Annotated in this window: 26 protein-coding genes; 24 read left to right on the top strand and 2 right to left on the bottom strand. The window is 33.4% G+C overall.

Annotated elements, in window-relative coordinates; genetic code table 11:
- Nucleotides 1–197 precede the first annotated feature (197 nt).
- From recA to CACET_RS09555, 12 genes are all read left to right on the top strand, one after another.
- Nucleotides 198–1,235: a recombinase RecA gene (gene recA / locus CACET_RS09610; protein ID WP_044822862.1), complete on the top strand. Its 1,038-nt coding sequence runs from the start codon at nt 198–200 to the stop codon at nt 1,233–1,235.
- Nucleotides 1,236–1,843: 608 nt separating this feature from the next.
- A complete protein-coding gene (rny, locus tag CACET_RS09605; RefSeq protein ID WP_044822863.1) occupies nt 1,844–3,385 on the top strand; it encodes a ribonuclease Y in 1,542 nt (513 codons plus the stop codon).
- 166 nt (nt 3,386–3,551) lie between these two features.
- Nucleotides 3,552–3,812, top strand: a complete 261-nt coding sequence (spoVS, locus tag CACET_RS09600; protein WP_044822864.1) for a stage V sporulation protein SpoVS — start codon at nt 3,552–3,554, stop codon at nt 3,810–3,812.
- A 128-nt stretch (nt 3,813–3,940) separates the two neighbouring features.
- Nucleotides 3,941–4,765: a PHP domain-containing protein gene (locus CACET_RS09595; protein ID WP_044822865.1), complete on the top strand. Its 825-nt coding sequence runs from the start codon at nt 3,941–3,943 to the stop codon at nt 4,763–4,765.
- A 15-nt stretch (nt 4,766–4,780) separates the two neighbouring features.
- Nucleotides 4,781–5,155: a PadR family transcriptional regulator gene (locus CACET_RS09590; RefSeq protein WP_044822866.1), complete on the top strand. Its 375-nt coding sequence runs from the start codon at nt 4,781–4,783 to the stop codon at nt 5,153–5,155.
- A 189-nt stretch (nt 5,156–5,344) separates the two neighbouring features.
- The gene (locus tag CACET_RS09585) at nt 5,345–6,538 is read left to right on the top strand and encodes a pyridoxal phosphate-dependent aminotransferase (RefSeq protein WP_479722668.1); all 1,194 of its coding nucleotides are present in this window, start codon (nt 5,345–5,347) and stop codon (nt 6,536–6,538) included.
- 82 nt (nt 6,539–6,620) lie between these two features.
- A complete protein-coding gene (gene purB / locus CACET_RS09580) occupies nt 6,621–8,054 on the top strand; it encodes an adenylosuccinate lyase (RefSeq protein WP_082058059.1) in 1,434 nt (477 codons plus the stop codon).
- 38 nt (nt 8,055–8,092) lie between these two features.
- Entirely contained in the window at nt 8,093–9,391 is a 1,299-nt protein-coding gene (gene asnS / locus CACET_RS09575; RefSeq protein ID WP_044822867.1) for an asparagine--tRNA ligase, read from the top strand.
- A gap of 174 nt (nt 9,392–9,565) precedes the next feature.
- Entirely contained in the window at nt 9,566–10,270 is a 705-nt protein-coding gene (locus CACET_RS09570) for a pseudouridine synthase (RefSeq protein ID WP_044822868.1), read from the top strand.
- A gap of 183 nt (nt 10,271–10,453) precedes the next feature.
- Nucleotides 10,454–10,912, top strand: coding sequence for a GNAT family N-acetyltransferase (locus CACET_RS09565; RefSeq protein ID WP_044822869.1), 459 nt, complete (start codon nt 10,454–10,456; stop codon nt 10,910–10,912).
- Nucleotides 10,913–10,929: 17 nt separating this feature from the next.
- Nucleotides 10,930–11,508: a tRNA 5-(aminomethyl)-2-thiouridylate-methyltransferase MnmM gene (gene mnmM / locus CACET_RS09560; RefSeq protein WP_044822870.1), complete on the top strand. Its 579-nt coding sequence runs from the start codon at nt 10,930–10,932 to the stop codon at nt 11,506–11,508.
- Between the two features lie 216 nt (nt 11,509–11,724).
- Nucleotides 11,725–13,125: an oxaloacetate decarboxylase subunit alpha gene (locus CACET_RS09555; protein WP_044822871.1), complete on the top strand. Its 1,401-nt coding sequence runs from the start codon at nt 11,725–11,727 to the stop codon at nt 13,123–13,125.
- A gap of 38 nt (nt 13,126–13,163) precedes the next feature.
- On the opposite strand, the gene CACET_RS09550 is transcribed toward CACET_RS09555, so the two are convergent.
- On the bottom strand, nt 13,164–13,805 hold the full coding sequence (locus CACET_RS09550; RefSeq protein WP_044822872.1) for a hypothetical protein: 642 nt from the start codon (nt 13,803–13,805) through the stop codon (nt 13,164–13,166).
- Between the two features lie 114 nt (nt 13,806–13,919).
- Here CACET_RS09550 and surE point away from each other — a divergent pair, with 114 nt between their 5' ends.
- The 12 genes from surE (at nt 13,920) to CACET_RS09490 (ending at nt 24,898) form a co-directional block, all read left to right on the top strand.
- Nucleotides 13,920–14,684 (top strand): 5'/3'-nucleotidase SurE, encoded by a 765-nt coding sequence (gene surE / locus CACET_RS09545; RefSeq protein WP_044822873.1) that lies wholly within the window; start codon nt 13,920–13,922, stop codon nt 14,682–14,684.
- 337 nt (nt 14,685–15,021) lie between these two features.
- Nucleotides 15,022–15,201, top strand: a complete 180-nt coding sequence (locus CACET_RS21300) for a hypothetical protein (protein ID WP_044822874.1) — start codon at nt 15,022–15,024, stop codon at nt 15,199–15,201.
- 55 nt (nt 15,202–15,256) lie between these two features.
- Nucleotides 15,257–16,126 (top strand): MurR/RpiR family transcriptional regulator, encoded by an 870-nt coding sequence (locus CACET_RS09535; RefSeq protein WP_479722667.1) that lies wholly within the window; start codon nt 15,257–15,259, stop codon nt 16,124–16,126.
- Nucleotides 16,127–16,292: 166 nt separating this feature from the next.
- Nucleotides 16,293–16,901: a histidine phosphatase family protein gene (locus CACET_RS09530; RefSeq protein WP_044822875.1), complete on the top strand. Its 609-nt coding sequence runs from the start codon at nt 16,293–16,295 to the stop codon at nt 16,899–16,901.
- 279 nt (nt 16,902–17,180) lie between these two features.
- Nucleotides 17,181–17,855 (top strand): (d)CMP kinase, encoded by a 675-nt coding sequence (gene cmk, locus CACET_RS09525; RefSeq protein WP_044822876.1) that lies wholly within the window; start codon nt 17,181–17,183, stop codon nt 17,853–17,855.
- A gap of 42 nt (nt 17,856–17,897) precedes the next feature.
- Entirely contained in the window at nt 17,898–18,740 is an 843-nt protein-coding gene (locus CACET_RS09520; RefSeq protein WP_044822877.1) for a 4-hydroxy-3-methylbut-2-enyl diphosphate reductase, read from the top strand.
- 22 nt (nt 18,741–18,762) lie between these two features.
- Nucleotides 18,763–19,929: a 30S ribosomal protein S1 gene (rpsA, locus tag CACET_RS09515; protein WP_044822878.1), complete on the top strand. Its 1,167-nt coding sequence runs from the start codon at nt 18,763–18,765 to the stop codon at nt 19,927–19,929.
- Between the two features lie 357 nt (nt 19,930–20,286).
- On the top strand, nt 20,287–21,060 hold the full coding sequence (locus CACET_RS09510) for a CheR family methyltransferase (protein ID WP_044822879.1): 774 nt from the start codon (nt 20,287–20,289) through the stop codon (nt 21,058–21,060).
- A 24-nt stretch (nt 21,061–21,084) separates the two neighbouring features.
- Nucleotides 21,085–22,137, top strand: coding sequence for a M42 family metallopeptidase (locus CACET_RS09505; RefSeq protein ID WP_044822880.1), 1,053 nt, complete (start codon nt 21,085–21,087; stop codon nt 22,135–22,137).
- Entirely contained in the window at nt 22,128–23,153 is a 1,026-nt protein-coding gene (locus tag CACET_RS09500) for a M42 family metallopeptidase (RefSeq protein ID WP_044822881.1), read from the top strand. Before CACET_RS09505 ends, CACET_RS09500 begins: the two co-directional genes overlap by 10 nt.
- Entirely contained in the window at nt 23,150–24,145 is a 996-nt protein-coding gene (locus CACET_RS09495) for a M42 family metallopeptidase (protein WP_479722666.1), read from the top strand. The genes CACET_RS09500 and CACET_RS09495 overlap by 4 nt, the downstream gene beginning before the upstream one ends.
- Nucleotides 24,146–24,298: 153 nt before the next feature.
- On the top strand, nt 24,299–24,898 hold the full coding sequence (locus tag CACET_RS09490; RefSeq protein WP_044822882.1) for a MerR family transcriptional regulator: 600 nt from the start codon (nt 24,299–24,301) through the stop codon (nt 24,896–24,898).
- Between the two features lie 46 nt (nt 24,899–24,944).
- On the opposite strand, the gene CACET_RS09485 is transcribed toward CACET_RS09490, so the two are convergent.
- Nucleotides 24,945–26,141: a pyridoxal phosphate-dependent aminotransferase gene (locus CACET_RS09485; RefSeq protein ID WP_044822883.1), complete on the bottom strand. Its 1,197-nt coding sequence runs from the start codon at nt 26,139–26,141 to the stop codon at nt 24,945–24,947.
- Between the last annotated feature and the right edge of the window lie 87 nt (nt 26,142–26,228).

Below are 26,228 nucleotides of genomic sequence, written 5' to 3'. Positions count from 1 at the left end.
AAATATATAGCAGTGCATCCTAATATACCTTTAAATTATTAAAAGCTTATGAGCTTTTAATGGTTTAAAGGTATTTATTTATAGATAAAAGGATAAAATTATTATTTGACCAAATAAATGGAATAGGTTATAATAGCTTAAGAACATTTGTTCGAAATTAAGAAAGGTAGGTGAGCCAGACAAGGTTCTGGAGTATTATGGAGAAGAAAAAAGCATTGGAGATGGCGATTAGCCAGATTGAAAAACAGTTTGGTAAAGGCTCTATTATGACATTAGGTGAGGAATCCAAGTTAAATCTTGAGTGTATTTCCACTGGCTCTATTGATTTGGATATCGCACTGGGTATAGGCGGTGTTCCTCGTGGAAGAATTGTAGAAGTTTACGGCCCAGAGTCTTCAGGTAAGACCACGGTTTCTTTGCATATTGTAGCAGAAGCACAAAAAAATGGAGGTGCCGCAGCCTTTATCGATGCCGAACATGCCCTTGATCCTGCTTATGCTAGAAAACTAGGTGTAGATACAGATAACTTAATCGTTTCTCAGCCAGATACTGGTGAACAGGCTCTGGAGATTGCTGAAGCACTAGTAAGAAGTGGTGCTATAGATGTTATTGTAATTGACTCTGTAGCTGCATTAGTACCAAAGGCAGAAATAGAAGGGGAGATGGGAGATAGTCATGTCGGCCTGCAGGCCAGATTGATGTCGCAAGCTCTGAGAAAACTGGCAGGGGCTGTGAATAAGTCTAGGACCACAGCTATCTTTATCAATCAGTTAAGAGAAAAAGTAGGTATCATGTTTGGAAATCCTGAAGTCACCCCAGGGGGAAGGGCACTGAAGTTTTATGCCTCTGTTCGATTAGACGTAAGAAAAATAGATGTGATTAAGCAAGGCAATGATATTATGGGAAATAGAACAAGAGTAAAAGTAGTGAAAAATAAAGTAGCACCTCCTTTTAGACAAGCTGAATTTGATATCATGTATGGAGAAGGTATTTCCAAGCATGGAGATGTTTTAGACGTAGCAACAAACTTAGAAATCGTAAAAAAATCTGGTGCATGGTATAGCTATGGAGATCATAGATTAGGTCAGGGAAGGGAAAATGCTAAGCAATTTTTGCAGGAAAACCCAGACATCTATTTAGAAATAGAAAATACTATTAGAAGACATTATAATTTACCTCAAGTAGAGAACAAAATTAAAAATCAAGCTGAGGAAGTAGAAGTAAATGAAGAATAAGAAGGTATATCTATACCAAAATTTAAAGACAATAAAATTATTATTAAATTTAAAATCTAGTTATAGATAAACAACTACAAAGCTTAACAAAATGCAGACTGGAGTGAATTGCTAACATTGTTCATTTCTGAAACCGCAGGAAGGCGTATTTTGTTAAGGTATAAAATTGGTTATCTATAAACAACATCAGGACTTAATTTTGATATACTAAGGGCTACATTTGCAGCCCACGTTTTGGGGTGAAACCGTAGACCGTGTATATCAAAATTAAAGTTTGAACTTGCTTATCTATATTGTAAAGTAGGAGATTAGAAGAGGATTTAGCAAAAATAGAGTTTTCCACTGAAACTCTATTTTGTTATTCTATAAAGGCAGTGTACAGGTATAATACACTAATAAATGGAAAAAATATAAAATGCCTAGTAATTTATAAAGAATAATGTAACTTGACACAAAATAAAAAAAGATATACAATAAAATCAAATCATTATATATTTAGATGATTTTACCTAAACTTTTAAAATTTAAAAGTTTTTATTCATGTTAATGAAAAAGTATTAATGGAAACGCAGTAGATTTAAAAAACTTAATAAAGGAGGTGTCCACGTATTAATAATGGTCTAATCATACTCATAGTTTTAGTTGCTGCTATAGTAGGATGCCTTATCGGCTATTTTGTTCGAAAAAACATTGCGGAGGGTAAGATAAACAGTGCTGAAGAACTAGCAAAAAAATTAGTTGAAGAAGCAGAAAAAGATGCTGAAACATCAAAAAAAGAGATTTTGCTAGAAGCTAAAGAAGAAGTTCATAGGCTTCGTAATGAATTTGACCGAGAAAGTAGAGAAAGGCGTAACGAGCTGCAAAGAATAGAAAGAAGACTAATTCAAAAGGAAGAAACTTTAGATAAAAAGTCAGATGTTTTAGAACATAAAGACGAAAAGCTAAATAAGAAACTTAAAGAATTAGAAGATCAAGAGCAAGAAATACAACAATTATATGCAAAAGAAGTTCAAAAACTAGAAGAACTATCTGGGTTAACATCTCTAGAAGCACGAGAGCTTCTTTTAAATGACATCGAAAAAGAAATTAAGCATGAAGCAGCAATTATGATCAAGGATATAGAAACAAAGGCAAAAGAAGACGCTGAGAAAAAAGCTAAAGAAATTATTACTTATGCTATTCAGAAATGTGCTGCAGATCATGTAGCTGAAACCACTGTGACTGTAGTTCAGCTACCGAATGATGAAATGAAGGGAAGAATTATAGGAAGAGAAGGTAGAAATATTAGAACACTAGAAACATTAACAGGCATTGATTTAATTATTGATGATACGCCTGAAGCTGTAATATTATCAGGATTTGATGCTATTCGACGTGAAATTGCTAGACTAGCCTTGGAGAAACTAATTGTTGATGGTAGAATTCATCCAGCTAGAATAGAAGAAATGGTTGAAAAAGCTAAAAGAGAAGTTGATAATATTATCAAAGAAGAAGGGGAACAAGCCACCTTTGATACTGGTGTTCATGGTTTACACCCAGAACTGATTAAGTTACTGGGAAGACTAAAATATAGAACAAGCTATGGTCAAAATGTATTAAAACATTCTATTGAAGTATCTTATCTTGCAGGAATTATGGCTGCAGAATTAGGTGTAGATGTAAAGCTGGCTAAAAGAGCTGGGCTATTACATGATATTGGAAAAGCTGTAGATCATGAAATCGAAGGTACTCACGTGGAGATAGGGATGGAACTTCTTAGAAAGTATAAGGAATCCAAAGAAGTGATTCATGCTATGTCTACCCATCATGGGGATTATGAGCCTGAAACAATAGAAGCTGTATTAATTACAGCAGCAGATGCTATATCAGCTGCCCGACCAGGAGCAAGACGAGAAACATTGGAATCCTATATTAAACGACTTGAAAAGCTTGAAGAAATTGCTAACGCATATGACGGGGTTGAAAAATCCTTTGCTATACAAGCTGGAAGAGAAATTAGAATCATGGTTAAGCCAGAACAATATAATGATGAAGAAATCGTAGTGTTGGCTAGAGGTATTACTAAGCGTATAGAAAGTGAACTAGAGTATCCTGGTCAGATTAAGATTCATGTAATCCGAGAAACAAGAGCGATAGAATTTGCAAAATAAAAAAACTGCTAAAGGCAGTTTTTTTTATTTTGCAAATTCACAAAAATAAATTTTAACAAAATTTTATGAAAAATGCAGGTATTTTAAAAAAAAGGTAGAATATTATATGGTGAATCTAATTTGTAGGAGAATACATTACATCAAAATATCAAAGGGGGCTTTATTAATGGAAGTTTTAAAAGTATCAGCAAAATCAAAACCAAATTCTGTTGCTGGAGCGTTAGCAGGAGTTCTAAGAGAACGTGGAACTGCTGAAATCCAAGCTATTGGGGCTGGGGCTCTAAATCAAGCAGTAAAAGCAGTGGCAATTGCACGAGGGTTTGTAGCTCCTAGTGGAATTGATTTAATATGTATACCTGCATTCACTGACATAGAAATAGATGGTGAGGAAAGAACTGCTATTAAATTAATTGTAGAACCAAGATAAAAAAAGAGATAAAAAGCCTACTGTTGAGTAGGCTTTTTTACATAGTTTGGCATTAATCAGTTAAAAATTAGTCAATAATGATGCTATAGAAGGAACAAAAAATATCACTACTTGTAAGGAGTAAAATTATGAGATATATAGATATGCATACCCACACTACAGCTTCAGACGGTGTCTATACTCCAAGTCAACTTATAGATTATGCTATAACAAAAGGACTTAGCGGTATTGCAATAACCGATCATGATACAGTAGAGGGTATTAATGAAGGGATAAGCTATGCCAATAAACTAGAAAATTTTATCCTTCTAGGAGGAATAGAACTTAGCACGGAATATCTAGGAGAAGAGGTGCACATTTTAGGTTATGGCATCAATCATAAGTCTGAGGAACTATTACAGACCCTAAGCTTTATTCAAGAACAAAGAAAAAGCAGGGCAGCTAAAATTGTTGGAAAACTACAAGCACTAAGCCTGTCGATTACTTATGAGGAAGTTTTAAGCATAGCTAAAGAAGGGGCAGTGGGAAGACCGCATGTAGCAAGGATTTTGGTAGAAAAGGGTTATACAGAAAATATACAGGAGACATTTCAACGATATTTAAATAAAGGTTGTCCTGCTTATGTAGCAAGGTATAAGATTACTCCCTTTGAAGCGATAGAGATTATAAGAAAAGTGCAAGGATTTGTTGTAATAGCACACCCTGGTCTTATAAAAAACGAGAAAATATTGAAGGATATCTTAGAAAAAAAGGTGGATGGTATAGAAGTATATCACCCAGAACATGGAAAAAAAGAGCATGAAAGGTTTTTATCTGTGGCAAAGCAATACAATCTATGCATTACAGCAGGATCTGACTTTCATAGTCCACCAAAGGGAGAAGGACGCCATGGAGATTTAGGAAGCGAAAAAATTTCTATAGATAAAATAGATAAATTTATAAAAAGAATATAAAGTGAGGGTTGAGACATGACGACAAAAGGGGAAAGAAATAGGCAGTTTCCATCTAAAATAAGTACCACACAGTTTGTTAAATTATATATTTTACACCTATTGGCCTATAAGAGTTTTTATGGTAATGAACTAATAGAAGAAATAAAAATCAGGATGGACTATAAGTGGGAACCCAGCCCAGGAATGATGTACCCTCTGTTAAGGGATTTGGAGAGTAATAATTACATAAGAGGATGGTGGGAGGAACCAGACAAAAGATCTATAAGACATTACCGTATAACAGACGAAGGATTAGAACACTATAATACTATTAAAAGATTATATAAAGCGAATTTACAAGACTCTTTAACCATCATTAAAAATACCTTAAAAGATATTTATAACAGTTAAAAAACATCTTTGCTTAAAACTTACCGACAACCTTTTTTGGGAAAGACTAATGGTAAGTTTACCTATCATGGAATTGGAAGTTATAAATTATTTTGTATAATTTTACTATCAGTAATGAAAAAAATCTGATAAAATAAAAGGTATGCAAATCATCAATAAATTATACTTAAGTATTGTGGAGGGAAATGAATGAATATTAAACTTTCTGAAAAGAATCTTAAAATTTCGCCATCAGTTACGTTGACGATTGATGCAAAAAGTAAGCAAATGCGGGCTGAAGGTATAGATGTTATTAGCTTTGGGGTAGGAGAGCCGGACTTTCAAACTCCAGATAACATAAAAAGGGCGGCCATCGAAGTCATAGAAAATGGTCCAACAGGGTATACTGCCGCTGCTGGATTGCCAGAACTTAAAAAAGCTATTTGTGAGAAGCTTCTAAGAGACAATGATTTATCCTATAACCCAGAGAATATCATAGTCTCCAATGGAGGTAAACATTCGCTTTACAACATTTTTCAAGCGATTTGCAATCCTGGGGATGAAGTTATTATTCCTACTCCCTACTGGGTAACTTATCCTGAATCAGTGAAAATGGCGGATGCTACCCCTGTATTTATAGAATGTACTGAGGAAAATGAATTTAGGTTAAAGAAGAGTGACTTACTTGCTGCCATTACTCCTAAAACAAAAGCTATTGTCTTAAATAGTCCATCTAACCCCACAGGTTCCGTATATACAAGAGAAGAATTAGAAGATATTGCTGAAATTGCTGTGAAAAATAATATTCTTGTTGTATCAGATGAAATCTACGAGAAGTTAGTTTATGATGGCGAAAAACACATTAGTATTGCCAGTTTAAATGAAGAAATAAAAGAGCGTACCATTATATTAAATGGTATGTCCAAAGCATATGCTATGACTGGTTGGAGAATAGGTTATACAGCTTCAGCACTTGAGATAGCAAAAGTAATGGGGAATATTCAAAGTCATGCTACATCTAACCCTAATACAATTGCTCAGTATGCCAGTATAGAAGGTTTAAGAGGAGACCAAAGTACCATTGAGGAAATGAAAAAAGCCTTCGATGAGCGAAGAAAATATATGATTCATAGAATCAATCAGATCAAAGATTTATCCTGCATTGCTCCTAAAGGTGCTTTTTATGTAATGATGAATATTTCCAAATGGATTGGTAAAGAGATAAAGGGACATAAAATTAACAATTCTATAGATTTTGCAGAAGTATTGTTGGAAAATACCAAAGTAGCTATTGTACCAGGTGCCGCTTTTGGTGCTGACAATTTTATGCGATTGTCCTATGCAACTTCATTAGAGAATATTAAAGAAGGATTAAACCGAATTGATGATTTCTTAAACAAATAAGATATGAGGTCCTCTCATATCTTATTTGCTGAAAAAACAAGAGGCAGTCACATTACTGCTTAGAAGAAAGGAGCAAAAAAAATTGAGTTCATCACTATACCAAAATCCTTTAATTGAAAGATATACAAGTAAGGATATGAGCTACTTATTCTCTTCAGATAATAAATTTATTACATGGAGAAAACTTTGGATTGCATTAGCAGAGGCTGAGCAAGAGCTGGGATTACCTATAACTGACGAACAAATTGAAGAATTAAAGGCCTATAGAGATCAGATTAACTATGATGTAGCAAGAAAAAGAGAAAAAGAAACCCGCCACGATGTTATGTCTCATGTTTTTGCTTATGGGGAGCAATGTCCTAAAGCAAAGGCTATTATCCACTTAGGTGCCACCAGTGCTTATGTGGGTGACAATACAGATATTATTGTTATGACAGAGGCACTTAAGTTAATAAGAAAGAAATTAGTAAACCTACTGCAGACACTTTCCAAGTTTGCTGAAGAATATAAGGATCTGCCTACCTTAGGATTTACACACTTTCAGCCAGCCCAGTTGACAACTGTTGGAAAAAGGGCTACACTATGGTTACATGATCTATTGATGGATTATGAAAATATAGAAATTCAACTAAACAAAATGAAACTTAGAGGTGCTAAGGGAACAACAGGAACACAGGCTAGCTTTATGAAGCTATTTGATGATGATAACGAAAAAGTTAAGGCACTAGATCAAAAAATAGCTAAAAAAATGGGGTTCCAAAAAACTTTTCCTGTAGCAGGACAAACCTACACACGAAAAGTAGATTTTGAAGTTTTATCGGTATTAAGCGGAATTGCTCAAAGTTTACATAAAATGACTAACGATTTGCGTTTATTACAAAGCCTTAAGGAAATTGAAGAACCTTTTGAAAAAGATCAAATAGGCTCCTCTGCTATGGCATACAAAAGAAATCCTATGCGAAGTGAAAGAATTGCTTCCTTAGCCCGATATGTGATAGCTGCTGTTCAAAATGCTGCTATGACAACATCTACCCAATGGTTCGAGAGAACTTTAGATGATTCAGCCAATAGAAGAATTACGATACCAGAGATGTTTATGGCGACAGATGCTATTATAGAAATTGCTATCAATGTAAGTGACGGTTTAGTGGTTTATGAAAATATGATTCAACAACATATTGAAAAAGAACTCCCCTTCATGGCAACAGAAAATATCATTATGGAAGCTGTGAAGAATGGAGGAGATCGACAAGAACTGCATGAAAAAATTAGGGTACATTCTATGGAGGCTGCTAAGCAAGTAAAAATAGAAGGAAAAGAAAATGACCTTATAGATAGAATCTTAAAGGATGAAGGTTTTAACCTTTCTGAGGATGAAATCGGTAAAATCATGAACCCTAAGAACTTTATCGGCAGAGCACCGCAGCAGGTAATTGAATTTCTAGAGGAATATATTGCTCCAATCCTGGAGAAAAACAAAGAATTAATCGGTATAGATATCGACTTGAAGGTTTAATTTTAAACATCATATGGAATTTTTGGAGGTGTAGTAAAGTGGCTACTTTTACAACAATAGAAGAGATAAACAAGTACGAAGGACAAGAAGTTTTAATAAAAGGATGGCTATACAATAAACGATCAAGTGGAAAAATACACTTTCTTCAAATCAGAGATGGCTCCGCTTTTATTCAAGGTGTAGTGGTGAAAAATGAAGTAGCAGAAGAGGTTTTTAAGATATGTAAAGAATTAACCCAAGAATCCTCTATAGAAGTAATAGGCGTAGTACAAAAAGATGATCGAGCTCCTGCTGGCTATGAACTGCTGGTAAAGGAAGTAAAACCTATTCATATTGCTTTAGAGGGATATCCAATATCTTTAAAAGAGCATGGAACAGACTTTTTAATGGAAAATAGACATCTTTGGATGAGAACACCTAAACAAAATGCTATTTTGAGAATACGTGATGAAATTAACTTAGCGATTCGAACCTTTTTCCATGAGCGGGGTTTTGTACTAATTGAACCACCGATCATTACCCCTTCTGCCTGTGAAGGAACAACAGAATTGTTTGAAATCGACTACTTTGGAGAAAATGCCTACCTATCTCAAACAGGACAGCTTTATGCAGAAGCTGCAGCGATGGCTTTTGGAAAAGTATATAGTTTCGGACCTACCTTTAGAGCAGAAAAATCAAAGACAAGAAAGCATCTTAATGAGTTTTGGATGGTAGAACCAGAGATGGCTTTTGTAGACTTTGAAGGAAACTTAAAGGTTCAGGAGGAAATGCTAGAATATATTGCACAAAGAGTTCTTCAAAATAAAAAATATGAGTTAAAAATATTAGGTAGAGATACCACCAGTCTTGAAAACATTAAAGCACCATTCCCCCGCATAACTTATACGGATGCAGTGGAAATGTTGAAAAAAGCAGACTTTGAGTTTGAATGGGGAGATGACTTTGGAGCTCCTCATGAAACCTATATTGCAGAGCAGTTTGATAGACCTGTATTTATCACACACTTTCCAACAAAAATGAAGGCTTTTTACATGCAGCCTGACGAGAATAATCCAGAAGTTATTTTAGGGGCAGACTTAATTGCACCAGAAGGTTACGGAGAGATTATTGGGGGTTCTCAAAGAATTCATGATTTAGATCTGATTTTACACAAAATTAAGGAAGAGAACCTGCCTTTAGAAATTTATGAATGGTATTTAGACCTGAGAAGATATGGTTCTGTACCTCATTCAGGGTTTGGCTTAGGTCTTGAAAGAACAGTTGCATGGATCTGTGGTATTGACCATATTAGACAAACAATTCCTTTTGCACGAACATTAAACCGAGTATACCCTTAATACTAAAATAATTGTCTTATTTATTAAACTAATTGTAGTCCTTCTAGACTGCAATTAGTTTTTGTTCTATAGATATGCACTGTGAATTTAAGTGGTTTTTGTAGAATAATAAGCTAAAAAGAGGGCATGGATATATACAATGAAGCACTCAAGTATGCAAAAGGAGTGAAGTAAATGCGACTACAGAAATTTTTAGCCTCTTCAGGAATAGCCTCAAGAAGAAAAAGTGAAGATTTTATAAAAGAAGGCATCGTAAAAGTCAATGGAGAAGTGATCACTGAAATGGGTTACAAGGTAGACCCTGAAAAAGATGAAATCACTATACGAGATAAAATAGTGAATATAAAAGAAAAATATATTTATGTTTTATTGAATAAACCTACAGGGTATATTACCACTGCTTCAGATCAATTTAATAGAAAGAAAGTTACTGATTTAGTAAAATTACCTTACCGACTTTTTCCTGTAGGAAGATTAGACTATAATACATCAGGATTACTATTACTAACGAATGATGGGGAGTTAACCTTTAAGTTAACCCATCCTAAGTTCAAGGTTGAAAAAACCTACATTGCTAAGGTAGAAGGAAAGCCTTCTGAGGAGGAAAAGAAAGCCTTTGAAAACGGTTTACGGATAGAAGATTATGTAACTAGTCCGGCGAAGCTTAAAATTATTAAAGAGGAACAACAAAATAGTATTATAGAGGTTAAAATTAGAGAAGGAAAGAACAGACAAGTTAGAAAAATGTGTGAAGCTATTGGACATCCTGTTATTAGTTTAAAGCGGGTTGCTATGGGGGAGATCAAGTTAGGAAAGCTGCCTCTTAGCGAGTGGAGGTATTTAAACATTGAAGAACTTCAATATCTAAAGAAAATATAATATTCTTGAGTTGTGTAATTATGAAGGTTGTTACAATACTTTCAAATGCTTTTCCTTAATATATTTAATTTTCTCTCGATATAGCCTGAGAAATTGTACAAGTGGAGTAATATCATGTTTTTTAACAGGAAATAAGCTGTTTATGAGATAGTAATGAGTAGAATACATTAAAGGAGGGAAAAAATGATTACTATTAGAAAGGCACTAAAAGAAGAAATTTTATTATTATCTGATATTTACAAAGATGTGTTTATATTTGAAGATGCTGCTGATTCAGAGGAATATATCGTTGCATTAGATGGCAAGATTCCCTTTGGTTTTTCTAAAATAAAGTTTTATGATGGAGATTTAGCAGAAATATCAGCAATTTATGTAAGTCCACAGGAAAGAGGAAACAGGTTTGGCGATGGTATTTTAAGGGCTACATTAAACTATATTGAAAAACAAGGATATTTTTGGGCAGTTATACAAGACACTGAGAATAAAGACTTATTTGAGTTTCTGAAAAAGGAAGGCTTACAGCTGTTAAAGCAGCTGGATACTCCCCAAAATATTCAGGAGCATTTATTAAAATATAATGTAGAAAACACTTTTTTCTGTGATATTCCTTTATTTTTTAACCAAGGGTGTAAAAGTAAATAGATTTGTTGAGGTGAAAGATGCGTAATCAGGGAATATTAAAAGCAACCAATTTTGTACAAGAATTATTGAAAAATAAAATTCCTACAGGTGGTACCGTTATAGATGGTACGATGGGCAATGGCAATGATACTCTTTTCTTATATAAGCAAGTTGGTGACTCTGGAAAGGTTTATGCTTTTGACCTTCAAGTCATGGCTTTAGAAAATACAAGACGAATTTTTAGAGAAAATAATGTTTTCATCGATAATAAACCTATCCAACTAATTCTTGATGGTCATGAAAACATAGGGAACTATGTGAAAGAAGCTATTGATGGTGCAATGTTTAATTTAGGCTATTTACCTAGCGGTGATAAAAATATTGTTACTAGACCAGAGACTACACTACAAGCAATAAAGTCAACCTTAGAATTATTAAAAAAAGGAGGAATGATGTCCCTTGTTTTATATTATGGACATCCAGGAGGTATAGAAGAAAAGAACAGTATTTTAGATTATGTAGGACAGTTGGAGTCTAAGAAGTATCTAGTGATGGAATGTAGTTATATAAATCACGAAAATAACCCTCCTATTATTTTACTAATAGAAAAAAAGTAATATTGCAAAAAAGTAAAATTTTTATTGCAACTTATCTATATATTATTGATATCATTACATAATCATATCAGTAATACTAAATATAAAGGTCATGAGGGTAGTTAAAGATCTGTAAAGGGAAGGGTCAAGAAAAAAACAATTAAACTGTCTTCTTGGTATTTCATGTACTTAGAGGAATCTATATGAGTTTTAAATTGCACTGGAGGGATATACAAGGTGAAACCAAAGTTGAAGATTACAGAAACTGCTTTTAGAGACGCACACCAATCGCTGCTGGCAACCAGAATGAAAACAGAAGATATGCTGCCTATTGCAGAAAAGATGGATGAAGTAGGCTATCACTCCTTAGAAATGTGGGGGGGTGCAACCTTTGATGCCTGCTTAAGATTTCTAAAGGAAGATCCTTGGAAAAGACTAAGAAGTATAAGAAAAAAAGTAAAAAAAACAAAACTACAAATGCTATTAAGAGGACAAAATCTTCTAGGTTATAAACACTATGCCGATGATGTGGTAAGTGAGTTCGTTAAAAAAGCAATTTATAATGGCATAGACATTATCCGAATTTTTGATGCATTAAATGATATAAGAAACTTAGAAACGACTTTAAGGGTAACAAACCAAGAGGGAGGGCATGCACAGTGTGCAATTTCTTATACCATCAGTCCTGTACATAATTTATCCTACTATGTGAAAAAGGCTAAAGAAATGGAGGACATTGGAGCCGATTCAATTTGTATCAAAGATATGTCGGGAATATTGACCCCTTATGTAGCCTATGATCTAATAAAACAATTAAAAGAAGCTGTAAGTATTCCTATCCAATTACATACTCATTATACCAGTGGTATTGCTTCTATGACCTATCTGAAGGCGATTGAAGCTGGAGTCGATGTTGTGGATACAGCCATCTCTCCATTGGCTTTAGGAACTTCTCAACCTCCTACAGAACCTATTGTGGCTGCTTTAAAGAATACGCCTTATGATACAGGGATGAAGCTAGAACTACTAAGTGAAATAGCTGATTACTTTAGGCCTTTAAGAGATAAGTATTTAGACGAAGGACTTATTGACCCTAAAGTACTAGGCGTAGATGTAAATACTTTAATTTATCAAGTGCCAGGGGGAATGTTATCTAACTTGATTTCTCAACTAAAACAGCAAAATAAGCTTGATAAATTTGAAGAAGTATTAGCAGAAGTTCCAAGGGTAAGAGGAGACCTAGGTTACCCACCTTTAGTTACTCCTATGAGTCAAATGATTGGAACCCAAGCACTATTTAATGTTATCATTGGTGAAGATTATAAAATGGTACCAAAAGAAATTAAGGACTATGTTGCTGGATTATATGGGCAAGCAACAACACCTATCAAGGAAGAAGTAAAACAAAAAATTATAGGAGAAAAAGAGGTAATGACAGAAAGACCAGCGGATTTTATTCCACCTCAATTACCTTTTTTAAGAGAGGAAATGAAAGAATATCTAGAACAAGAGGAGGATGTTCTTTCTTATGCACTATTCCCACAGATTGCTATGAACTTCTTTAAAGAAAGATGGGCTGAAAAGTATAAAATAGAATCTGCTTTATATAATGAAGAAGAAAAAACCCATCCTATATAAAGTAAATAAGTCGAAGGCTCCTAAAAAGTAGGAGCCCTTTAGATACATTCGTTGTGAACAAATACTTTATGAAGTTTATTGCTGTAATAGGTAATTGCTGTTACCGTAGTATTTTTAGGAATGACTTCATAGCATTTTAAACAAATGATGTTATTACTTTTAATAGACTCTTTATTATATTCTATAGATAAATTGCCGAACTTTTTCCAGCTTTTCCATCCAGTTTTGCAAAGCAGACTTCGATTTTCATAGTCAGCATAAACCCATTTTAATATCCTATGAAAATGAAAAGGGTATTTTGTATAGCTTATAAACTTTTGAGGCAGTCCTAATTGTATGGCATATCCCTCAAAAGCTGTCTCTATCTTACTTTGAAGAGGTTCTTTGATTTCTGTTCTAGTGAACTTATAACCATTTTCACTGAGCCACAAATCTAGCACATCAAACATATAACCACGACATATTTCAATCTCCTCTTCTTTTTTAACATGTAAATTTTGAAAGATTTCTTCTACGATTGTAACAACATAATTGATATAAGATTTATTATCAAAGTTTTCACCCTTATAATATTCCAAGGGAATAACGTCATATTGAAATTCACTGGTTTCTGTTCTTATTACACCTATTACTGTTCCACCTAGTAAGCTGCCGCTGCCTGCATCATCTATTTGAATCAAAAGATCACCTCATATATAAGATTCTGGTTATTAAGTATGTTTAAGTTACTATAGTATTTGTAATACATGCAGGATATATAATTAAATTAATTTATTATTTAGAGGAGGAAGTTTATGAGAATTTTAATTACCAACGATGATGGGATATTTGCAGAAGGTATCTATGTACTAGCAAAAACACTGCAAAGTGTTGGAGAAGTCATTGTTGCAGCACCTAATACGGAAAGAAGTGCAACGGGACATGCTATTACTATTCACCATCCCTTAAGAGTAGATAAAGTTAAATTTTTTGATACTTCTATAGAGGCCTACTCTATCAATGGAACACCAGCAGACTGTGTAAAGCTGGCGGCGGAGGCGTTATTAAAGGATAGAAAGCCTGATATTGTTATTTCAGGTATCAATAATGGTCCTAATCTAGGGACAGATGTAATTTATTCTGGTACTGTGTCGGCAGCAGTAGAAGCAGCTATTATGGATATTTCTTCGATAGCAGTGTCTATGGGCAGTACAGATATTACACAGTATGAGGATGCAGCACAGTTTATTTGCAAGATTGCAGAAGAAATCTTTCATCATCAAGATTTAAAGGATACCATTGTAAATATTAACTATCCTACTTGTTCAAAAAAAGAACTAAAAGGGGTTAAAGTAACTACACTAGGTGTTAGAAAGTATGAGAATTCCTTTATCGAAAGAAAGGACCCCAGAGGTAATTCCTATTTCTGGATTTCTGGTACAGTGATGGATTTAGAACAAAATCAAACCAGCGATATTATAGCACTGCAAAACAACTACATTTCTATTACACCTATACACTTTGATCTAACACACTTTAAAACATTTGAAAAAATAAAACAATGGAATTTTGAAGTATAGCCTAATATTAAAGGCTATCTTCTTTTTTGCAAAAAATCTGCAATAAATGAATTGAATATTGCAAAAAAAATAAAACCCCCTTGAATCTGAAATTTAAATTGCAAATCCTGAGGAAATTTGTTATTCTTAAATTAATAGAAACCTTTGATTTAAGAATAAGAACTTTTAATATACAAAGGAATATTTAAAAATCACTGATAATATTAGTGCTATCAACAAATAACTACTAATATCCCCTACGTTAAAGAAAAAGACGCAACAAAAGGTTATACCCAATAGTTTTGGTGACAAGGGTTAATTTTAGGAGGTATTATCTTAGCAGAGGCAAGGATTTTAGATGGAAAAAATATTATCCAATCTCAATCCTATAGACCAGAAGCTATATGATAAATATATTAACACCTTGAAGGAGGATGGTATTTTAATTATAGTGACAAATATTGTTCTAAAAGGTACAGGAGATCTAAGTAAATATACATTAGCAGAGGGGTGTAGATTAGCAAAAGAGAGTAAATAATTAAAAAACTAATGTAAAAAATACTTTAAAAATAATAAATAGGATGATGAGGTCAATGATGATAGAAGAAAAAAAAGACTTAATACTTGAAATTCAAAAGAACTTTACCAAATTAAGCAAGGGACAAAAGCTAATTGCTCAATATATTATAGATAATTATGATAAAGCTGCTTTTATGACTGCATCTAAACTAGCTAAGACCGTAAATGTTAGTGAATCCACAGTAGTTAGATTTGCAAATGCCTTAGGATTTGATGGTTACCCTCAGCTGCAAAAAGGATTACAAAATATTATTAAAATTAAGCTTACAACTGTACAAAGGGTTGAGATGTCTAGAGATTATTCTGATGAAGAAGTAATCTTAAAGAAAATGTTTAAGTCTGATATAGACAATATTCGTGCAACGCAGGAGAACATGGACTATCAAGCATTTCAATCAGTTGTAGATAAAATATTATCTGCTGAAAAAATCTACATTATTGGTTTAAGAAGCTCCACTGCTTTAGCACAATATCTTGGCTTCTATTTAAACTTAGTTTTAGATAATGTAAAGGTAGTAGGTTATGGTATTAGCGATATTTTTGAACAAATGCTTAGAGTATCAGAAAAAGACTTAGTTATAGGAATCAGTTTTCCTAGATATTCAAATAGAACTGTAGAAGTCCTTAAATATGCAGAGGAACAAAAGGCAACCATTGTTTCTATTACCGATAGTATCATGTCTCCAATCTATGAACTATCTGACCATTGTCTAACAGCCAAAAACAATATGGCTTCTTTTGTAGATTCGTTAGTAGCTCCTTTGAGCTTAATCAATGCACTCATCATATCAGTTGGAATGAGAGAAAAGGAAGAAATCACAAGATATTTTAATAAACTAGAAGGTTTATGGGATAAGTATCATGTTTATGATAGAGAAAAGTAAAACTCTACGTTACTAGGACACTCTAAAAGGTGTTCTAGTTTTTTTTGAGTTCTTAGGAAAATTTGATCCATAATGAAAGATTTGTAAGGATTACATGAAATACTGTAATAATTTATTTCTTTTTTGAGCATAAATAAAATGAAAACGAAACTGTGGAGAGAAAAATATGAAAAAATTATATATTGTAAGACATGGGGAAACCAACTGGAACCTGTTGGGAAAAACCCAAGGAATACAAGACTCTGAACTAACAAAGAAAGGTTTAATACAAGCACATTTATTGGCGGATAGGCTATTAAAAGAAAACATTGAAATTATTTATACCAGCTATTTAAATAGGGCAAAATCTACAGCGATGATTATAAAAAGTCAACTCAAGGTGCCTTGTTATTATGAAGAAGGTTTAAATGAGATGAATTTTGGAAAGTGGGAAGGACTTACCCATGAAGAAATCTTACAGTCTTATCCTAAAGAATTTAAAAAATGGCGAAATTTTCCGCAAGAAGCCTCTATTCCTGAAGGTGAAGATTTAAAATTTGCTCAAAAAAGGATTGTGAAATTTGTAGAAAAGCTTTTGATAACTACAGAAAAAAATAGAATACTGCTGATTAGTCACAGCACTATTATTAAATTACTGTTACTGCATGTTTTGAATATGGATTTAAGTAATTACTACAGACTAAAACAAGACAATTGCAGTATTAATATTATAGATTACAGGGAATATGGTCCAGTATTATTGCAATATAATGATACTTGCCATATAAAGGCTTAATTACCGGAATAAATTTAACTGTTACTATAGTCTATATTATGCTCAGCAAGAAAAAAATTATAATTTTTTTGTTTCTTCTACTATTAAAAACAACATTTTTTACAAGGGGTTCACAATAGATAGTAATATAGAAATTTTGTCTTTTATCCAAATTTAAGAATACTTGAGTAATTGTTAAAATTAATGTATAATTTTAATAGTGTATGTCATCATTAGACAGGTTAACGTTACAAGTAACCACCTTTTGGTGGTTTCAACACTTTCATAGGAGGAATATAATTGGGTAATTTACAAATAGCCATTGATGGTCCAGCTGGAGCAGGGAAAAGTACCATTGCTAAAAAACTAGCTGAAAGGCTAAATATAACTTATATTGATACAGGAGCCATGTATAGAGCTTTGACTTATAAAGTTTTAAAGGAAAAGATAGAAATAAATAGCAAGGATAAAATTATTAAGTTAGCCGAAGATACAAGTATTACGCTTCTTCATGAGGACGTATACATAGATGGTCACCTTGTAAAGGAAGAAATTAGAAGTCAAGAAGTAACAAAACATGTTTCATATGTTGCACAAATCCCAGAGGTAAGAAAAATTCTTGTCGATCTACAAAGAAAAATTGCTGCTGATCATAGTGTTGTAATGGACGGAAGGGATATTGGTACATATGTTTTGCCTAATGCCCACATAAAAGTGTTTTTAACTGCATCTATTGAAGAAAGAGCCAATAGAAGATACACTGAACTTCTACAAAAGCAACAACAGATCAATTTTACTGATGTTATAAATTCAATTAAGGAAAGAGATAAAATTGATACAGAGAGGGAATTTGCACCTTTAGTAAAGGCAGCAGATGCTATTATAATAGATACTACTGGGTTAGATGTAGAGGTTGTTGTAGAAAAAATACAACAAATAACAAAGAATAAACTTGAAAATCAAAAAAATCTTTAGATACATAGAAAAAGTTATGTTATATCTAAAGGGAGGTAAGTGATGAAAGTAACTTTAGCTGACTACTCAGGATTTTGCTTTGGGGTGGAAAAAGCAATTACTACTACCTTTGAAGAGCTAGATCACAAGGACAAAAGTCAAAAAATTTTTTCTCTTGGACCTTTAATACATAATGTACAAGTTGTAAAGGAGTTGGAAGAAAGAGGGGTTATGGTAACTGAAGACATAGGGTCTATACAAGAGGGTTCTGTTATTATTAGGTCTCATGGTGTCCCTAAAAGCGTATATGAAACTGCCGATAAAATGACTTTAACCCTTATAGATGCAACTTGCCCCTTTGTAAAAAGAATACAAACGATTGTAGAAGAGTATTATAAAAAAGGTTATGCAATTGCTATCATTGGAAATCCTCAACATCCAGAAGTAATAGGAATTAATGGATGGTGTGACAATAAGGCTTTAATTATCCAAGAAGAAAAAGAGGTAGAAAATGTTCCTGATGTTGATAAATTGTGTATAGTGGTGCAAACGACAATGTCAATTGCTCAATTTGAAAAAATTTCTGCTGTATTAGAGAAAAAAGCAAGACTGGTTACTAAGTTTAATACAATTTGTTCAGCTACAAAACAGAGACAAAAAGCAGCAAAGGATTTGGCAGAAAAGGTAGATGCGATGATTGTTATAGGCGGCTACCACAGTTCTAATACACAAAAACTGGTTTCTATCTGTAATGATATTAGACCTGAGGCTACATTTCATGTAGAAACTTCTAAGGATTTACCTGTTGAAGCATTGAAACAATATGATCTTGTAGGTGTTACTGCTGGAGCATCTACACCTAAATGGGTTATAAATGAAATTATACAAAAACTAAGAAATATATAATGAATTTAAGGAGGCAGATGTAATGAGTAATGAAATGGAAAACTTTATGGAAGAAATAGAAAAATCTATGGTGAGACTACATAGAGGTGATATAGTAACTGGTAGGGTAATTAATGTTACTGATGACGAGATTACTGTAAATGTTGGTTATAAATCTGATGGGATTATACCAAGAAATGAAATATCTAACGATACTTCAGTAAATCCTCATGATGTAGCTCAGATTGGGGAAGAAATTAAAGTTTATATTATCAAAGTGGATGATGGTGATGGTAATGTGCTATTATCTAAGAAGAAAGTAGATGCTGAAAAAGGATGGGAAGACTTAGAAAAGATTAAAGAATCACAATCTTTAGTGGAAACAAAGGTAATAGAAGCTGTTAGGGGTGGTGTAATAGCCATATGCCGTGGAATTCGATGTTTTATACCTGCTAGCCAATTATCTGATAAATATGTAGATGATCTAAGATCATTCATAGGCAAAAGCTTTAATACAAAGATTATAGAATTAGATCGTAGAAAGAATAAAGTAGTATTATCTAGAAAAGTGGTATTAAGGGAAGAGTTTAAAGAAAAGAAAAATGAAGTTTTTAGCAATCTTCAAAAAGGTGATAGAATAAAAGGAGAAGTGAAACAGATCACAGATTTTGGAGCATTTGTAGATATAGGTGGAATTGATGGACTAGTCCATATTTCAGAAATTTCTTGGGGAAGAGTGAAGCATCCTTCAGAGGTTTTAAAGACTGGAGAAGCAGTGGAAGTAGAAATTTTAGACTTTGATAAAGAGGCAGGAAAAATTTCTTTAAGCATAAAAAATACACAACCTCAACCATGGAAGCATATTGAAGAAAACTATAAGGTTGGAGATGTTGTTGAAGGTAAAGTAGTAAAGATGGTAGAATTTGGAGCGTTTGTTGAATTGGAACCTGGATTAGATGGATTGGTTCATATATCACAAATTAGCGAAAAACATATCGCAAAAGCCAGTGATGTTTTAAGCATCAATCAAAGCGTAAAGGTAAAAATACTAGACATTAATAAAGAAGAAAAACGAATTAGTTTAAGTATCACTGCTGCAGAGGAAAACAAAGAAGAAATTGTTAATGAATATACTAGTCAAGAGGATCATGTGACTATTGGTGATGTGGTAGATACCTTAGATGCTTCAAATGAAAATAAAGAGTCCTAGACTCTTTATTTTTTAATCTAAGATATTTTCAATAATTGATAACTTGAGTTGTACAATTATTTAGGGTAGTGGTGAAAATTAAATATATTTAATTTTCTCTCAAAGTAGTTAAAAAGTTGCACAAGTTAAGTTAGGTGTATAACTTAAACTATTAGGTTGATAGTTTATATAGATAACCAATTTTATGCCTTAACAAAATACGCCTTCCTGCGGTTTCAGAAATGAACAATGTTAGCAATTCACTCCAGTCTGCATTTTGTTAAGCTTTGTAGTTGGTTATCTATAGAATAAGGGTATGATAAAAACATAGGGTTAATTTTTAATTGTCAAGAATATGATATCCAAGGGGGAAAATAGATGGAGGGCTATAGTATTTTCAAAGATAAAATCTACAAAAAAATTGGCATCAATTTATCTAGCTATAAAGAGAGGCAGATGAAAAGAAGAATAGAGTCTCTCATTAGTAGAAACAACTTTAATTCCTATGAAAAATATTTTGAAGCTTTGAATACCAATGCCAAACTGCTAGAAGAGTTCATCAATTATTTAACGATAAATGTATCAGAATTTTATCGAAATCCACAACAGTGGGAAACCCTAGAAAAAGAAATTTTACCCAATTTATTTAAAAATAAAAACAAACTAAAACTATGGAGTGCTGCTTGCTCTACTGGAGAAGAGCCTTACTCCTTAGCGATGCTTTTGACAAAGTTTTTACCTTTAAAAGATATACGCATTATAGCTACAGATATTGATGAAGGAGCTTTAAATAAAGCAAACGTAGGAATCTATTCAAAAAAAAGTTTGGAGAGTCTTCCAAAAGAGTTTGTTGATAAATACTTTCAAAAAATTGCAGAAAGTTATAAAATATCAGAAGATATAAAAAATACTATCACCTTTAAAAAACACAATCTTTTAGAAAGTCCTTATCCAGATAATTGCGACTTAGTTATATGTAGAAATGTCATGATTTACTTTACTGAGGAAACAAAAAACGAAATGTATCATAAATTTTATAATTCGTTAAATAATAATGGTGTACTATTTGTTGGAAGCACCGAGCAAATTATATTACCACATCGATATAAACTTACTCCCCTAAAAACTTTTTTTTATTCGAAAATGCCTTAAATTAGAGAGAGAGGATGTCTATAGATGGAATTAAAGGAATTGGTTCAAAAACTTTCAGAGGTTGCTGGCGTTTCGGGATATGAAATGGAAGCTGCGGAAGTAGTAAAAAAATACTTTAATGATTTTACGGATGAAATGAAGACAGACGCTTTTGGGAATTTGTTATGTATTAAAAAAGGAGCCGGTAATGCTAATAAGAAAATTATGCTGGCAGCTCATATGGACGAAATTGGTTTAATGGTAAAAGAAATCGATGAAAAAGGATTTATTAAGTTTACAAATATTGGTGGCATAGATCAAAGAACGCTGTTATGTCAAGAGGTGATTATTCATGGAAAAGAAAAAGTCTATGGAGTAATTGGAGTAAAACCCCCTCATTTAACAACAGAGCAAGAGAGAAGTAAGGCTTATAAGATGGAGGACTTGGTGATCGATGTAGGTTTTTCAAAAGAAAAGGCAAATCAAGTCATAAGGGTAGGAGATATCATTACTTTTAAAAGAAGCTTAACCTTTTTATTAAATGATTGGGTAGCAGGAAAGTCTTTAGATGATCGGGCAGGGGTAGCAGCCCTATATGTATGTTTAAAGGAATTACAAAACCTAAAGCATGATATAGATGTTTATTGTGTAGCCACTGTACAGGAAGAGGTAGGCACAAGAGGTGCTATCGTTTCTACTTATGGGATTAATCCAGATCTAGGCATAGCTATTGATGTAGGATTTGGAAAAACACCAGAATTAAATAAGTTTGACACAATAGAAATGATGAAGGGTCCAGGAATTGCAATGGGGCCGAATATTCATCCTAAAGTATTTAAAAAGTTAAAAGAAGTGGCAAAAGACAATTATATAGATTACCAAGTAGATATTGCTCCCGGCGTCACTGGAACAGATGCAAGGTCTATACAGGTGTCAAGAGAAGGCATTGCCACTGGTCTTTTATCTATCCCCTTAAGATATATGCATACCTCTGTTGAAACCATCAGCTTATCGGATATTGAAAAAACTGGAAAGTTGTTGGCGAAACTTATTGTTTCTTTAAATGAAATAGATATGGAGGAATGGTTATGCTATTAAAAAAACTAACTAGTGCCTTCGGTGTATCTGGAAACGAAGGAGAAGTTCGTAATATTGTACTAGAAGAAATAAAAGATGTTGTTGATACAGTAAAAGTCGATAGAATGGGTAATGTAATTGCAGAAAAAAAAGTGCTTAATTCCCCCTATAATATTGTGGTCACAGCTCATATGGATGAAGTAGGATTAATGGTAAAGGGAATAGATGATAGTGGACTGATTAGGTTTGCTCCGATAGGAGGAATAGACAGCAGAATTTTAGTATCTAAGGTAGTTTTAATTGGAGAAAGAAATATTCCCGGCGTGATTGGGGCTAAGGCCATCCATATGCAAAAACCAGAGGAGAGGCAAAGAGCACTAAGGATTGACGACTTATATATTGACATCGGTGCAAAAAACAAGGATGAAGCTGAAAAACATATTTCTATTGGGGATTATATCCATTTTCATAGTGAATATATGGAATTTGGAGAAAATCGGGTAAAGGCAAAGGCATTGGATAATAGAGTAGGCTGTTATGTTTTAATAGATTTATTAAAAAAACAACTACCTGTAAATATCACTGGAATTTTTACTGTACAGGAGGAAATAGGGTTAAGAGGAGCTGAGGTTGCAGCCAATCAAGTGAATGTTGACTTAGCTGTGGTATTAGAAGGAACCACATGCTCTGATGTTGCAGATGTGGAGCCTCACTTACAAGTAACAGAACTGGATGGCGGGCCAGCTATTTCTATTATGGATCAATCCTCTATTTACAATAAAAAGTATATCGATGCAGTTATTGATACTGCTAAAAAATATAATATACCATGGCAATATCGTAAAGCAGCCTTCGGCGGCAATGATGCAGGAAAGTTCCACCTAGCTAAAGCTGGAACGCCTTGCGTGTCCATCGCTGTCCCTTGCAGATATATCCATTCACCTGTATCTGTACTAAGTAAGAAGGATTTGGATTATACTAAGGATTTGGTTGCTAGGTTTGTTGAAGAGATTAGCAAAGGAGGTATCATTTCGTGATAAATACACAATTATTAAAGGAAATGCTAGAAATTTATTCTCCAGCAGGTAATGAAGGGAGAATATCTGAGTTTATCAGGAACCAAATAAAAGACTATGTTGACGAAATAAAGGTAGATGCGCTAGGTAATTTAATTGCTAGAAAAAAAGGTAATGGTAAGAAAATCATGTTGGCGGGCCATATGGATCAAATCGCACTGATGGTTACCTACATTGATGATAAAGGATTTTTAAGATTTACAAATGTAGGAGGCATTTCTCCAACCATCAGTTTATCCCAAAGGGTCATCTTTGAAAATGGAACCATAGGGGTAATTGGAAGTGAGAAAATTGAGGATCTAAAAGACTTTAAACTAGAAAAGTTATTTATCGATATTGGTGCTTCCAGCAAAGAAGAAGCTGAAAAAAAAGTTACCATAGGTGATATGGCAGTGTACTATACAGAGGCACTTTATGATGACAAAAAAGTAATGTCTCAAGCTGTTGATGACAGAATTGGTTGTTTTGTTATGATAGAGGCATTAAAAAAGCTATCTACTACTGCAAATGATCTATACTTCGTATTTACAGTGCAGGAGGAAGTAGGTACTAGGGGAGCAAAAACTGCCGCCTATGACATAGCACCTGATATGGCAATCGCTTTTGATGTTACTGCAACTGGAGATACGCCTAAAGCCAAATCTATGGCAGTGGAATTAGGGAAGGGCCCAGCGATTAAAGTGAAGGACAATTCTATTTTATGTCATCCAAAGGTTAAAAATTATATGATTAAGCAGGCGGAAGAAAATAATATTCCTTATCAATTAGAGATATTAGAATTTGGCGGTACCGACTCTGGGGCAATTCACTTAACCAGAAGCGGGGTGCCTTCCGGCGTATTATCTATTCCTTGTAGATATCTTCATAGTAATTGTGAAATGGTATTCTTATCAGATGTAAAAGAAGCTATTGAACTTACGGTTTACATGCTTAAAAATTCCATCGAAATATAATAGCAAATAAAAAAAGACATGAACTCATGTCTTTTTTTGTCTGCATTTTTATTTTTTTAGAGCAGATTGACCGAATTTGTATGACGAAACTTTTGATTTTTAAAAGGAAATTTCCTAATAGATATGGAAGAAGTCTATACAGGAGGTGGAGATATGGAGGTTGTAAATGAAGTATATTCTATAAAAGAGATTTCGGATATTATTGGCTTTAAACCCCATGTGATAAGATATTATGAAAAGGAATTTGAACTGGAAATTCCAAGAGACGAGGGAAATAGAAGGTATTTTACTTATAAGGAACTTGAGGAGCTTCGTAACATTAAAATACTGCAGGATAAAGGTTTAACAAATAAGCAGATCAAAAACTTAATGAAATCACCTGAAGTCATGATGAATGGCAACGACAATGCTTTACAGGAGATTGCTGTATCCAGTAGTGATTATATACAGTATGCCATCGAAAACAGTAGTGCTCTAATACAAGAGGAGTTTCAGAACTTATTAAATCAAACACTAGCATCTATTCAGCAATTAGATTACAGGAAAGAGATTGAAGTCCTATCGGAAAAAGTAGACGAGTTGAAAAACGAACTGGTAAACCAAGAAAAAGATATTTTAATCTGTGAAAATGCAAAACTAAAAATGCAAGTGAAAGAAAAAGCCTATGAGTTAGCAGAGCTAAAGGAAAAAATAAAAAGAGAAGAGAATAAGAATAAATCTATTTTCAAAAAAATATTTGGTGGAAAACAATAAAAGCTAGGGAGATTCCCAAGCTTTTATTGTTTTTATCTATTTTTAATTAAATTGTTCTGTTTGGATAATTTTGTAAGGCTAGTTTAAGTATATTCATCGCTTTAGTAAGATCACCTTCATTCAATATGTATGCGATCCTAACTTCATCTCTACCTAAGCCAGCTGTTGCATAGAAGCCTTCAGCAGGGGCTAGCATAACAGTACCGCCATCTACATCGAAATCCTTTAACATCCAGATAACAAACTTTTCTGCATCATCCACTGGCAACTTTGCAACAACATAAAAAGCACCTGTTGGTTTTTTGCATAATACACCTGGTATATCATTTAAGGCACTGTATACGAGGTCTCTACGTTTTTGATATTCTTCATTTACTACTTGGAAGTATTCTTCAGAGGTTTTATATAACTCTACAGAGCCTACTTGTTCTAAAGTAGGTACACATAATCTTCCTTGGCAAAGCTTTAGAACTTGTCTTATTAACTCCTTGTTTTTGCTGGCAATAGAGCCAATTCTTGCACCGCAGGCACTATATCTTTTTGATACACTGTCAACAATAATCACCCTGTCTTGAATCCCTGGTATATTACCAAAGCTTGTATACTCTAGGCCATCATAAACAAACTCTCTATAGACTTCATCAGCAATAATAAATAAGTTATATTCTTTGGCTAAAGATGCTAACATTTCGATTTCTTCTTTTGTATAAACAACACCTGTTGGATTACCTGGATTGGAAAGTATAATGGCTTTTGTTCTTGGGTTGATTAGATTTTCAATACTTCGTTTTGATGGTAAGTGAAAACCGTCTTCTGCTTTACAGGTGATAGGAGATACTTTAACATCTACAGCAGAGCTGAATCCATTGTAGTTTGTATAGAAGGGTTCAGGAACCAACATTTCATCTCCAGCATCTGCTATAGCGATAATAGCAAATAAGAGAGCTTCAGAACCACCATTAGTAATTAATATTTCATCTTCTTCATAATGCATATCATATTTTTTATAGTATTCAATAATTGCTTGGATCAATTCAGGCATACCTTGAGAGAAGGAATATGCCAATACTTTTTCATCAAAATTACGGATGGATTCCATAAAAGATGAAGGGGTCTCAATATCAGGTTGCCCAATATTCAAATGATAAACATGTTTTCCATTGGCTTTAGCTGCTTGAGCATAAGGTACAAGTTTTCTGATTGGAGATTCTTGCATAGCTGTGATACGCTTAGATAAATTCATACACATACCTCCCATAAATTTGATTCATATCTACAATTATATAATAACACATATTCAAAAAATTAAACAAGAAAAAGCTTTACTATA

The sequence above is a fragment of the Clostridium aceticum genome, assembly GCF_001042715.1.
GTDB classification, from domain to species: domain Bacteria; phylum Bacillota; class Clostridia; order Peptostreptococcales; family Natronincolaceae; genus Andreesenella; species Andreesenella acetica.
This window is presented reverse-complemented; position numbering and strand designations above follow the sequence as displayed.